The sequence below is a fragment of the Microbulbifer sp. ABF4_148 genome (assembly GCF_056158985.1).
In genome coordinates this window covers 2,934,235-2,946,157 of record NZ_JBSWUI010000001.1, presented here as the reverse complement: position 1 = coordinate 2,946,157, position 11,923 = coordinate 2,934,235, and the positions used below count along the sequence as shown (strand labels likewise).

10 protein-coding genes are annotated in these 11,923 nt (G+C 57.2%); 5 read left to right on the top strand and 5 right to left on the bottom strand.

Annotated elements, in window-relative coordinates; translation table 11 throughout:
* Positions 1–20: 20 nt before the first annotated feature.
* From ACXAD0_RS12880 to maiA, 3 genes are all read right to left on the bottom strand, one after another.
* Complete coding sequence (locus tag ACXAD0_RS12880) at positions 21–935, bottom strand: bile acid:sodium symporter family protein (protein ID WP_475088879.1); 915 nt, start codon at positions 933–935, stop codon at positions 21–23.
* Between the two features lie 188 nt (positions 936–1,123).
* Entirely contained in the window at positions 1,124–1,639 is a 516-nt protein-coding gene (locus tag ACXAD0_RS12875) for an LEA/WHy family protein (RefSeq protein WP_475088878.1), read from the bottom strand.
* A gap of 35 nt (positions 1,640–1,674) precedes the next feature.
* On the bottom strand, positions 1,675–2,316 hold the full coding sequence (gene maiA, locus ACXAD0_RS12870; protein WP_475088876.1) for a maleylacetoacetate isomerase: 642 nt from the start codon (positions 2,314–2,316) through the stop codon (positions 1,675–1,677).
* Between the two features lie 394 nt (positions 2,317–2,710).
* Between maiA and ACXAD0_RS12865 the strand changes: the two genes are divergently transcribed.
* The 5 genes from ACXAD0_RS12865 to ACXAD0_RS12845 all read left to right on the top strand — a co-directional run bounded on the left by ACXAD0_RS12865 (position 2,711) and on the right by ACXAD0_RS12845 (position 9,394).
* Positions 2,711–3,211: a MarR family winged helix-turn-helix transcriptional regulator gene (locus ACXAD0_RS12865; RefSeq protein WP_475088875.1), complete on the top strand. Its 501-nt coding sequence runs from the start codon at positions 2,711–2,713 to the stop codon at positions 3,209–3,211.
* Positions 3,212–3,235: 24 nt separating this feature from the next.
* Entirely contained in the window at positions 3,236–4,426 is a 1,191-nt protein-coding gene (locus ACXAD0_RS12860) for an amino acid aminotransferase (RefSeq protein ID WP_475088874.1), read from the top strand.
* An 84-nt stretch (positions 4,427–4,510) separates the two neighbouring features.
* Positions 4,511–5,902: a class II 3-deoxy-7-phosphoheptulonate synthase gene (locus ACXAD0_RS12855; RefSeq protein WP_475088872.1), complete on the top strand. Its 1,392-nt coding sequence runs from the start codon at positions 4,511–4,513 to the stop codon at positions 5,900–5,902.
* Positions 5,903–5,925: 23 nt separating this feature from the next.
* On the top strand, positions 5,926–6,615 hold the full coding sequence (locus ACXAD0_RS12850; RefSeq protein WP_475088870.1) for a glutathione S-transferase family protein: 690 nt from the start codon (positions 5,926–5,928) through the stop codon (positions 6,613–6,615).
* 565 nt (positions 6,616–7,180) lie between these two features.
* Positions 7,181–9,394 (top strand): M3 family metallopeptidase, encoded by a 2,214-nt coding sequence (locus tag ACXAD0_RS12845; RefSeq protein ID WP_475088869.1) that lies wholly within the window; start codon positions 7,181–7,183, stop codon positions 9,392–9,394.
* 108 nt (positions 9,395–9,502) lie between these two features.
* On the opposite strand, the gene ACXAD0_RS12840 is transcribed toward ACXAD0_RS12845, so the two are convergent.
* Together ACXAD0_RS12840 and ACXAD0_RS12835 are read right to left on the bottom strand one after the other, a co-directional pair.
* Complete coding sequence (locus tag ACXAD0_RS12840) at positions 9,503–11,152, bottom strand: amidohydrolase (protein ID WP_475088868.1); 1,650 nt, start codon at positions 11,150–11,152, stop codon at positions 9,503–9,505.
* A gap of 182 nt (positions 11,153–11,334) precedes the next feature.
* A complete protein-coding gene (locus tag ACXAD0_RS12835) occupies positions 11,335–11,820 on the bottom strand; it encodes an Lrp/AsnC family transcriptional regulator (protein WP_475088867.1) in 486 nt (161 codons plus the stop codon).
* Positions 11,821–11,923: the final 103 nt, after the last annotated feature.

The window sequence follows — 11,923 nt, the reverse complement described above, 5'->3', positions numbered from 1 at the left end:
GGGGTTTGCCAAGGGCGGGCTCAGGGTTGCTCTGGCCCTGCAAGCGGCGGATTCACACGGGTTTGTTCAGGACGCTGGCGCAGCTGCCAGTGTCGCAGCCCGACGATGGTGGCTCCGGACAGGTACATCACCAGGGAATAGATTGCTGCTGGAACCGCGATCGCTGCATCCTGCAGGATGGTGGTCGCGATGAGGATCGCCATGGTCGAGTTCTGGATGCCAATTTCGATCGTGATGGACGTGGATTGTGCGGCATTCAGCCGTGCCAGGCGCGCCGTGACAAAGCCCAGTATCGCCATGCCAAAGTTGAGGGTCAGGGTCGCCGGTCCGCTATTGCGCAATTGATCTGCAAAGGCCTCTCCCTGCTGACTGATAATGACCACGACCAGAAAGGCCAGAAATAACGCGCCAAACAGGTTGATCTTCGGTTCCAGCCAGCGGGCGAAGCCGGATGCGTATGCTTTCAGGAGCATGCCCAGCGAGACCGGCAACAGCGTGATGACGAGCAGTGTGCCGATCATCGTGGTGGCAGGCACTGAGATTTCAGTCCCGCTGCCGGAAAAGGTTGTCAATGCAAGACTGACCACCAACGGGATGGTGACAATGGTCAGCAGGCTGCTAATAGCGGTCAGGCTGATAGAAAGTGCGAGGTCGGCGCGGGCGAGATAGGAGACCAGATTTGAGGTGACACCACCCGGACAGGCGGCCACCAGTACCAGCCCGATCGCCAGAGCCGGGGTGGGCATAAGCCAAGCTGCGATCAGGAATCCGGCAATCGGCAGCATCACCATCTGCCCAAATGTGCCCAGAAACGCGGCTTTCGGATAGCGGCCTACCCGGGCAAAGTCCCCAAGCGTGAGGGACAGTCCCATTCCGAACATAATGATGAAGAGGGAAATGGGGAGAACAACCTGCGAAAAAACACTGCTGACCATGTACGTGCGACCCCTTTGACTGAGTCCTTTATTGTTGGCATTCGTGCTGGCACAGAGGCAGTGAAGCCCGGCCGGCAACTATCCAGCGTAGACGACATCGGTGGCGCGTGGAACTCCCTGGTGTCAGATTTGGGTGAAAAATGTACGAGGGTGTCCGGCTGTGCGGGCAAATCGGCGGTCGGAAGGGGTCAATTTAAGCGGATGACCCCACTTTTGCGCACCTTGATATAGGGCAGAAGTGATCTCCGAAGCCCAAGCCTTGCCTCGAGCTCGTAGGGTACGGTATCACCTTGCATGCGCATCAGCTTTGCGGCGGCCATCATGGAGCTCATAACGTTCGCCGAGGCATCGACACTCAGGTCGGCCTGGCCAAAGGCGGGGATTTCCGGGACGGTGCTGGCGGTTCCGCTCACTATCCTGTGTCCGGCAAGGTTGAGAGAGTAATACAGGCCCGAAAGCTGGAGTGGGGTATTGTTGGGGTTCAGGACACGCAGTTGGATCCGGAATTGTAAATGTCCGGTCGCACCACCCGGCACAGGCTCAAGCCCGATGACCTGGATCTCAGGCTCCTGAAACCCTGGCTTGAGCGCTGCGCAGCCAGAAAGGCTGAGCGCCACCAGCGCTGCAACGACCAGCGCCAGGACTGACAGGGATTTGCGCCCGGCTACGGTAGGTGGCAAGGCGGGTGTTGTGGTGGCAGGCACAGGCAGCTCTCTGTGAACACAAGTAAAGGGTGCGGTCAGAGTGTACTATCGGGCTGGTTTTCCGGTCGAGCCCGCTCGAAGGCATCGAGTGCGTCGCAGGCGCGTTGGATACGGTGAATCGACGGATAGTCGTGCATATCCATGCCAAAGCGCTCAGCATTGTAAATTTGCGGAATCAGGCAGCACTCAAACAGGCCCGGCTCCGAGCCCGCGGCGAATGGCGCTGGCGCAAGCTGTTCTTCCAGCGCCGAAAACCCGAGGTGAATCCAGTGGCGGATCCAGCCGGTTTTTTGTGTGTCGCTAATCCCGTACTCCCCCTGTAAATACTTGAGCACGCGCAGGTTTTGCAATGGCTGGATGTCGCAGGCGATGTTGTACGCCAGGGCCCGGATACGGGCGCGCTCAAACGGGTCGGCAGGGAGGAGGGCCGGTAATGGGTGTTGTTCGTCGAGCCACTCCAGAATGGCGAGAGATTGGGTCAGAACCTTGCCGCCGTGGGTAAGCGCGGGGAGCAGCCCCTGAGGGTTCCGGCTACGGTACTCATCGCTCCGTTGCTCACCCTTGAGCAAATTGACCGGAACGTAATCGTGATCGAGTCCCTTCAGGTTGAGTCCAATTCGTACCCGGTAGCTGGCGGATGAGCGAAAGTAGCTATGGAGCTGCAGTTTGTCTTGCATGTTGAGTCCTTATGATTGCGCCTGGGTTCGGGCGCCGGCGCCGGGCAATGCGGCCCTAATGCCTCACGCTCCGCGCCTTTAGGGGGCGATCGTTGGCGCGAGCCGCAGGCGCTGTTTGAGGTTGCGTCGGGGCGGGAAAGCTGGCGTGCAAAAAATCGGTATAATGCCGCCCCCGTCAATGCGCGGTTCGGGCGTATTGCGGGCATTTCCGCGTCAATCCGCCGTCACAATTTCGTGTGGTGGTCCCCTGAGGCTTTGCGATCTGACATTAGTGGTTACAATTGAAACCAATGTTAGTTACATTTGTTGACCGGAACAACCCTGGGGTTCGCCCCCCGAGCGGATGCGATACGGCAGATCCGCGATGCGTGAGAGCGCCAGTGAGACAGTAGCCATGACTTTTGATAAAACCGCGACACCCGATAGCCACGAAAGCGACGACCTTCGACTGGAGAAGTTCCTCCCTTACCGGCTGTCTGTCCTGTCGAACCGGGTGAGTAATGCGATCGCCGATGCGTACGGTGCGCGTTTCCGGCTGACGATTCCGGCCTGGCGCGTCATGGCAATCCTGGGACGTTTTCCCGGAATGTCCGCGGCAGAGCTTGTCGAGCAAACGGCCATGGATAAGGTGGCGATTAGCCGCGCAGTGTCAGCGCTTATCAAGCATGACTACATTACCCGCAGCGAAGACCTCTCTGATCGCCGGCGCCAGGTTCTGAACCTGTCAGAGCTCGGGCGAGAAGTTTACGCGCGCATTGTGCCGCTGGCGCAGCAATATGAAAGTGACCTGATGTCGTCACTATCGGACGAAGAGCGCGAGCAGCTCGACAGCATTATTGAAAAATTAATGGATCGCGCGCAGGCCTGGGCCGATCGCGGTCTGATTGATCGATAACTCAAAGGACATAACGGAGTTTTTATGTTTGACCATCTAGAGAGTCTGGCGCCGGATCCGATTTTGGGATTACTGGCCGAGTACCGTGCGGACGACAACCCCAATAAGATTGATCTCGGTGTGGGGGTGTACAAAGATGAGTCAGGCCATACCGCTGTACTGCAGGCTGTGAAAGAGGCGGAAACCCGCCTTTTGCAATCTGAAGAGACCAAGGCGTATATCGGGCCCGCCGGGGCCGCGGGATTTAACACTGCGATGCAAGAGTTGATTCTCGGCGCTGGTCACCCGGCACTGGTTGCGAACCGGGTGCGGTCCGCGCAAACCCCGGGTGGCTGCGGCGCCCTGCGTGTACTGGCTGAGTTTGTAAACCGGGCGGAGCCCGGCGCGACGGTCTGGGTAAGTGACCCAACCTGGGCCAATCACGTTCCACTTCTGGGCAATGCTGGACTGCAGATCAAGAGCTATCCCTACTACGATCGCGCCACCAGTAGCCTACGTTTTGATGCGATGGTGGAGACGCTCAAAAATGTGGGCAAGGGAGACCTGGTTCTCCTGCATGCGTGTTGCCATAACCCCTGCGGTGCCGACCTCAGTCGGGAGCAGTGGCAGGTTCTGGTTGAAATGGCGCAGAAGCAAGGCTTTACGCCATTCATCGATATGGCCTACCAGGGCTTTGGCGACAGTCTGAGCGATGATGCCTGGGGATTGCGCCTGATGGCAGAGTCGGTTCCCGAGCTGTTGGTTGCTGCATCTTGCTCCAAGAACTTTGGCCTCTACCGCGAGCGAGTGGGCATGGCGATGGCGATTTACAACACGCCGGAGTCCGCCGACAAGGGCCAGAGCCAGATGTTGAATGTGGTGCGTGGTAATTACTCGATGCCGCCGTCTCACGGCGCCGCCATTGTGGAATCAATCCTCATGGATGCGGGCCTCAAGGCCAATTGGGAGTCGGAACTCACCGAAATGCGCGAACGTATCAATGGTCTGCGCTCAGGTTTGGTTGCCAGTCTGGACGCTGCCGGTGCTGCGGGCGATTTCAGCTTTATTCAGCGTCAGAAGGGCATGTTCTCATTCCTGGGTATTTCTCCGGAACAGGTGCACCGCCTGCGCAGCGAGTATTCGATTTATCTTGTTGACTCCAGTCGTATCAGTATTGCCGGCTTGAGCCAGAGCAATATGGATTATTTCTGCAAGGCAGTTGCCAGCGTTTTATAAGCGGCCTGTCCATTTCTATTGCTGCCATCAGGCTCCATTGGGGCCTGATGATGCAGTCGATGTATCCAAGGGAAGTTAAGTTTTATGCAAGTTGATGCAGGATCCACCAGCTCATATTCTCCGGTTGAAAACTGGGAGCCACAGAGCTGGCGTAACCATACCGCGCACCAGCAGCCAACTTACCCGGATATGTCCGCGCTCGCCGGTGTTACCCGAGAGTTGGGTAGCTATCCGCCGCTGGTGTTCGCGGCGGAAGCGCGAGAACTGCACCGGCAACTGGGAGAGGTGAGTAAGGGACGCGCATTTCTGCTTCAAGGCGGAGATTGTGCCGAGTCATTTTCCGATTTCAACGCCGGTCGTATCCGCGATACGTTCAAGGTCCTTTTGCAGATGGCGGTGGTCCTGACGTTCGCCGGTAACCTGCCTGTTGTAAAAGTCGCCCGGATGGCGGGCCAGTATGCCAAACCCCGCTCGTCAGATATCGAACAGATGGGCGATCAGGCTTTGCCCAGTTATCGCGGCGATATCATCAACGGTATCGACTTCACCGCCGAAGCGCGTCAGCCCGACCCGCAACGGATGTTGACTGCCTATAACCAGTCGGCAGCAACGCTGAACCTGCTGCGCGCATTTGCCCAGGGCGGATTGGCCGATTTGCACCAGGTGAATGCCTGGAACCTGAGCTTCCTCGAAAATAACCCTCAGAGGGAGAAGTACGTGCAACTTGCCGAGCGTCTGCAGGACGCTCTCGAGTTCATGGAAGTGTGCGGTGTTACCTCGGAAAACACGCCGGCTATTCGGGAAACTGTGCTTTACACGTCCCACGAAGCCTTGTTGCTGGACTATGAGCAGGCATTGACGCGTACCGACAGCCTGACAGGAAAGTGGTATGACTGTTCTGCCCATATGTTATGGATTGGGGAGCGTACCCGTCAGCTGGACGGCGCGCATGTCGAGTTCCTTTCCGGCGTATGGAACCCAATCGGCGTAAAGGTCGGGCCGGGAATGTCAGAGGACGACCTGATTCGTCTGATTGATCGCCTGAACCCGGCAAATGAGGCTGGCCGACTGACGTTAATTACGCGGATGGGCGCGGATACGCTCGGAGAGAAGCTGCCCGCGCTGGCCCGGGCCGTAAAGCGTGAGGGCAGGGAAGTGGTCTGGAGTACCGACCCGATGCACGGAAATACGGTGAAAGCGAGTAGCGGATACAAGACCCGGGATTTTGACAAAATCTTGCGGGAGATCCGTGACTTTTTTGCCGTGCACCGCGCCGAGGGTACGCATCCCGGTGGTTTGCATCTTGAAATGACCGGTGAGCATGTGACCGAATGCACCGGTGGCGCCTGGAAGATTTCAGAGGCGGATCTCGCGAGTTGCTATCGCACACAGTGTGATCCACGCCTGAATGCGGATCAGGTACTGGAGCTGGCATTCTGTGTGGCAGACTGGCTGCGCGAACGACGAGAATTTTAATAGGTAATCCAGGGAGGGGCGTTATGTACCAGCTTTTTATCGGCAATAAAAATTATTCCTCGTGGTCTCTGCGGCCGTGGATTTTGCTGAAACAGCTCGAAATCCCGTTTGAAGAAACGCTGGTGCCGTTTGATGAGGGAAGCAGTTGGTCCAAGTTCCGTGCCTTTGCGCCGACTGGGTTGGTCCCGTGTCTCGTTGACGGTGAGACCACGGTGTGGGACTCGCTGGCAATTGCGGAATATCTGGCAGAAGATCATCACCGTGTATGGCCTGCGGGCAAGGCCGCACGGGCCTGGGCCCGCTGTGCCAGTGCAGAGATGCACTCAGGGTTTTCGACGCTGCGCCAGCACTGCCCGATGAATTGCGGTGTCCGTGTCACACTCAATGAAGTCCCTGATGGATTGAAAAGGGATCTCGCTCGAATCGATGAGCTTTGGTCAGAGGGGCTTCAGCGATTCGGTGGTCCTTTCCTCGCGGGTGATTCTTTTACTGCGGTCGATGCGTTTTTTGCTCCCGTTGTATTCCGGGTGCTGGGTTTTTCTCTGCCATTGAGCGGCCTTGCGCAGGAATACGTGCAGCGAGTTCGCCAGCTTCCAGCGATGCAGGCCTGGTTCGACGATGCGATTGCGGAGCCCTGGAGGGAGCAGCATCACGAGGAAGAAATTCTGGAAGTGGGTAAGGTGTTGGAGGATCTGCGCGGAACACCGGCCTGACAGTCGCGCCGTCACATACTTCGCAGGAGGAGGGCTCAATGGGGGCCTCCTCTCTGTTGCGGAGGGTCCTTACTATGCCTGCCACGCCACGCCACGCCACGCCACGCCACGCCATGCCTGCCACGCCATGCCTGCCACGGACTACTGCTTTCCCATCGTTTGATCTCCTGCCCGAGCGGTCTACTCATGGCCGCCTGATGCTTACGCCCATGCTCTACCGTCTTCCCGGAAGGCGTGTCCTCGGCTAGAGCCCTGTAACGCGGCCAGATTTCTCACAGGTCAATCGCTCACCATCGCCCTGAGGCAGGCCTCTTCTGCGGTCGCAGGAAATATCCGACCTTATATATACCAATGTATTAAGTCGTTATCATATGAGAAAACTAATATTACGGACCGACTGTGGCCCTTGGGTTGGTCAGAAAGAGGGGGCGTCATCTCCTGGAAAGCTCCAGCCGGCGGATTTACCACTCGGACCAACCCGCAAAATTGGCCTGTTTGGCGCAAATCCGGTTACACTCGAAACCTTCTTCCGATTGATAGCAAATATAAATAGAGGAAAACGCCCATGCGTCGATCACTGATTGCCCTGTCTATTGCTGCCGTTGTCTCCGCGACAGGTTGCAGTAAGGACGTGGATCAGCAGCAAGTTGCACAGTCTCCTGAGGAGTCCGCACCCGTGGCAGAAATGACTGGTTCCGCGGCAAAGGATAACGTTCTGCTGGCGGAATGGACGGGCCCATACAACGGTGTTCCGGCGTTCGACAAGATGCGTGTAGAGGACGTGAAGCCGGCCATGGAATTCGCGATGGAGAAAAATCTGCGCGAAATCGATGCGATCGCGGCCAACCCCAAACCGGCCACTTTTGAAAATACCATTGCTGAACTCGAGCGGAGCGGTAAAGAGCTCAATCGTGTGTACAGCTATTACGGCATCCTTTCTGCCAACATGTCTTCACCCGAGTTCCGGGCGGTGCAGGCTGAGTTGGCCCCGAAACTGTCCGCATTCCAATCCAAGATCGTTCAGAACGATGCGTTGTTTCAGCGTGTGAAGGCGGTCTACGACGCGCGGAATGGTTCTGATCTGAACGCTGAGCAAAAGCGTGTTGTCGAGTTGATCTACCTTCAGTTCGCTAACAATGGCGCAACACTCGATGGTGAAGCGAAAGACCGCTATGCGGAGATCAATCAGCGCCTGGCGGAGCTGCACACCAAATTTTCCAACAATGTGCTGGCTGATGAAGAAGGCTACGATATTTTCCTGACAAAAGATCAGCTGGCGGGTCTGCCAGAGTCATTTGTCAAAGCTGCCGCTGCGATGGCGGAAGAGAAGGGTCAGGCAGGTAAATACGCCATCAAGAATACCCGTTCTTCCATGGACCCCTTCCTCAAGTATTCCGAGGAGCGGGAGCTGCGCAAGCAGATTTGGACCAACTACTACAGCCGCGGTGATAACGGCGATGAGCATGACAATAACGGCATCATCGCGGAGATTCTAAAGCTCCGTCATGAGCGCGTTGGTCTGCTCGGCTTCGATAATTATGCGGAGTGGCGTTTGCAGGATCGCATGGCGAAGCACCCTGCGCGTGCAATGGAGCTGATGGAGTCCATCTGGCCAGCTGCGACTGCTCGTGTTGCGGAAGAAGTGGCTGACATGCAGGCAATCGCCGATGCAGAAGGTGCGAATATTACCATTGAGCCGTGGGACTACCGTTTCTATGCGGAAAAGGTCCGCAAGGCGAAATATTCCCTCGATTCTGATGAAGTGAAGCAGTACCTGCAGTTGGATAACCTGCGTGATGCCATGTTCTTTGTGGCCGGCGAGCTGTTTAACTTCACGTTTAGCCCGGTGGAAGAGGGTAGTGTTCCCGTTTTCCACGAAGACGTGAAAGTCTGGGAGGTGAACGACAAGACGACCGGTGAGCATATTGGTCTCTGGTACCTCGATCCGTTTGCTCGCTCTGGTAAGCGCTCTGGTGCCTGGGCAACGATGTATCGCAGCCATACTACCTTTGATGGCAAGCAGAACGTGCTTTCTTCCAACAACTCCAACTTTATTAAAGGCGCACCTGGCGAACCGGTACTGGTGAGTTGGGACGATGCGGAGACGTTCTTCCACGAATTTGGTCATGCGCTGCACTTCCTTGCTGCCAACGTTGCCTACCCGACGTTGAACGGCGGTGTGCGCGACTACACCGAGTTCCAGTCCCAGCTGCTTGAGCGCTGGTTGCTTACCGATGCGGTCATTGACAAGTATCTGGTGCATCATAAGACTGGGGAGCCGATTCCTGCTGAGCTGGTTGCGAAGATTAAAAAGTCGTCAACCTTCAACCAGGGCTTCGCAACGACCGAGTATCTCGCGTCTGCGCTGATCGACATGAAGCTGCATACGACTGATCCGGAAGGTATTGATCCTGATGCGTTTGAGCGCGACACCCTCGCGGCACTGGGTATGCCCAGCGAAATTGTCATGCGCCATCGCACGCCGCATTTCGGTCATATTTTCTCTGGTGAAGGCTATTCAGCAGGCTACTACGGATATATTTGGGCCGAGGTGCTGACTGCAGATGCCAGTGAGGCGTTTGAAGAGGCTGAGGGTGGCTTCTACGATAAGGAAGTCGCTGCGAAGTTGGTTGAACACCTGTTTGCACCGCGCAATGCCGTGGATCCTGCAGACGCGTACCGTGCATTCCGCGGCCGTGACGCTGACATTGGCGCGCTGATGCGTGACCGTGGATTCCCGGTGCCGGAAGAGAAGGCGGATACTGTCGCTTCCAACTGATGCCGTGAATGGCAATCAGGCTGCCCGCAATCTCGTCAGAGTTGCGGGCAAATTAAAAAACCGCCCTATGGGCGGTTTTTTTTGGGCCTGATAGAGGGGCTTGAATCCTCAGTCTTTTGAGTAAACGCGCTCACCTTCGACCCAGGTTTCGGCGACGCTCACTTTCCAGATGTCATCTGCGGGTATCTCGAAAATATTCTTATCCAGCAGGATGAAGTCAGCGAATTTTCCTGCCTCCAGTGATCCGATGACTTTTTCCTGATGGCTGGCATAAGCCGCGTCCAGGGTAAATGCGCGCAGCGCTTCGGCCAGGCCCATCGCTTGTTCCGAACGCCAGCCTCCATTCGGGGCGCCGTCTCGGTCCTTGCGCGTCACTGCCGCGTGTAGGCCGAATAGTGGGTTCGCAGGCTCCACCGGAAAATCGGATCCACCGGCAATGCGCGTTCCCTGCTTGAGGAAAGTGCGCCAGGCGTAAGCGCCTTCCAGGCGATCTACACCCAGACGGTCACCGGCCATGTTCTTGTCACTGGTTGCATGGGTGGGTTGCATCGATGCAATCAGATCCAGGCGAGTGAAGCGGGGTATGTCCGCGGGCACCAGTACCTGGGCATGCTCCACCCGGTGACGCAGCGGACGTTGGTCGCTGTCCTGATGCAAGGTTTCCAGGTGATTCAGAACGAGTTGGTTGGCGCGATCACCTATCGCGTGGACATTCACCTGGAAGTTATGGTCCGTCGCCAGCTTCAGCAGCGAGAGAATTTCATCTTCCGGATGCAGCAGCAGTCCGCGCTCTCCCGGTCGGTCCTGGTAGGGGGCGAGCAGGGCGGCGCCGCGGCTTCCGAGTGCACCGTCCGCAGAGAGCTTGATGCTGCGAACGTAAACACGCTCTTCTGGACTGCCGATCGGGCCGGCACGCAGGAGTTTCTCAAGCTGTTTGTCTTCGACGGCAATCATCGGGTAAACACGCATGGGGATGGCGTCTTCGCGGGCGAGTGCCTGATAGGCCTCGAGCGTCCGGCTATCGACGCCGGCATCGTGCACCCCGGTCAGCCCGAGAGAGATGGCGCGCTGGAACGCGGCTCTCAGTGAGGTTTTATCTTGCTCCAGGCTCGCGGCGGGAATGGCTTGTTCCAGTAACAACATGGCATTGTCAATCAGGATGCCTGTTGGTTCACCTTCAGGGCCCCGCAAGATTTCGCCACCGGCCGGGTCTTGCGTGGTGGCGTCAATGCCCGCGAGCTGCAGGGCGGCTGAGTTCGCCCAGCCTGCATGACCGTCGACACGCCGGAGCCAGATGGGGTGGTCGATGTCGAGGCGATCCAGCATAGCCTTGTTGGGAAACTGGCGACCTTCCCAGAGAACCTGATTCCATCCTCGACCCTGAAGCCATTGGTCCGGTTGCAGGGTGTCTGCGAAGGTTTTGGTCGCAGCCAGTGTCTGCTTGAGGCTCAAGTCCCGTACGTCGAGTTCCTGCCGCAATCTCCCCAGGGCGAGCACATGGCCGTGTGCGTCTATCAGTCCGGGGAGCAGGGTGCGGCCCTGAGCATCCTGGCGCGTCGCGTTCGGGAATTGCTTGGTCAGGGTGGCGAAGTCGCCGGTCGCTAGCACCCGTCCCTGGTCGAATGCCAATGCATCAAATTGTTCCAGACCCTCAGCCGTGGTCTGATAGCCGGAAAAGTTGTGCAGTAAGGTGGTTGCCAGGGCGGGCAGCGGCAGAAGGCACGTGACAGCGATGAGCAGCAGTCTGGTAGGCAGCATGGTGCAGTCCTTTTTGTTGTTTTGGCCTGCAAAAATACTAACAGTAGGGTTGAGAGATCGGCAAACTGCCTGGTGCGATGGGCGACGCCGGTCAGGAGGGTGGTCTGGTGTCTATCTGCCGGTCTTTCAATATTGCGCGGTTGCGCGGATAAGTGGCGGGGGCCCCGGAGGTAAAGAGCCCGTTATTCTTCTTCCAGCAGCTGATCCAGTGGCAGCTCGGTCCGGTAGCGTACCTGCTTGAGTGAGAAGCTGCTCTTGATGTGATCGATACCTGGCACCTCTGTCAGTTTTTTATCGAGGAATTCCTGATAAGACTGCAGGTTTGGCACCACGACGCGGAGCAGGTAGTCGAAGTCGCCTGTCATCAGGTAGCACTCCATGACCTCGGGCCAGTCGGCGATCACGGATTCAAAGTCCTGCAGTTCCTTTTTGACCTGGTGATTCAGGGTGACCTGGATAAAGACGCTGACGGGCAGGCCAACTTTTTCCGGCTCGAGCAGGGTGACGGCGCGTTTGATGAAGCCCTGCTCATGGAGGTTCTTGACCCGACGCGAACAGGGAGAAGGGGAGAGACAGACCTTTTCCGCAAGCTCGATATTGGGAATCGTTGCGTCAACCTGCAGGATTTCCAGGATTTTCTTGTCGATGGCGTCCAGAATGTATGCCATGGTTGCGTTCTGCTCCCGATCTGGTTGTCTGTCTTCTCTGTCGTTCTGACTGCCCGTGACCTTGCGTTCGAGGTCATTCTCCCGAGAAGTGCTTCTTTCCTAA

What these genes read in the sequence shown, in the direction of transcription:
- ACXAD0_RS12850 (WP_475088870.1), top strand. Translation starts at nt 5,926, where the DNA reads ATGTACCAGCTTTTTATCGGCAATAAAAATTATTCCTCGTGGTCTCTG.
- ACXAD0_RS12880 (WP_475088879.1), bottom strand. Translation starts at nt 935, where the DNA reads ATGGTCAGCAGTGTTTTTTCGCAGGTTGTTCTCCCCATTTCCCTCTTC.
- ACXAD0_RS12865 (WP_475088875.1), top strand. Translation starts at nt 2,711, where the DNA reads ATGACTTTTGATAAAACCGCGACACCCGATAGCCACGAAAGCGACGAC.
- ACXAD0_RS12845 (WP_475088869.1), top strand. Translation starts at nt 7,181, where the DNA reads ATGCGTCGATCACTGATTGCCCTGTCTATTGCTGCCGTTGTCTCCGCG.
- ACXAD0_RS12835 (WP_475088867.1), bottom strand. Translation starts at nt 11,820, where the DNA reads ATGGCATACATTCTGGACGCCATCGACAAGAAAATCCTGGAAATCCTG.
- ACXAD0_RS12855 (WP_475088872.1), top strand. Translation starts at nt 4,511, where the DNA reads ATGCAAGTTGATGCAGGATCCACCAGCTCATATTCTCCGGTTGAAAAC.
- ACXAD0_RS12860 (WP_475088874.1), top strand. Translation starts at nt 3,236, where the DNA reads ATGTTTGACCATCTAGAGAGTCTGGCGCCGGATCCGATTTTGGGATTA.
- ACXAD0_RS12840 (WP_475088868.1), bottom strand. Translation starts at nt 11,152, where the DNA reads ATGCTGCCTACCAGACTGCTGCTCATCGCTGTCACGTGCCTTCTGCCG.
- maiA (WP_475088876.1), bottom strand. Translation starts at nt 2,316, where the DNA reads ATGCAAGACAAACTGCAGCTCCATAGCTACTTTCGCTCATCCGCCAGC.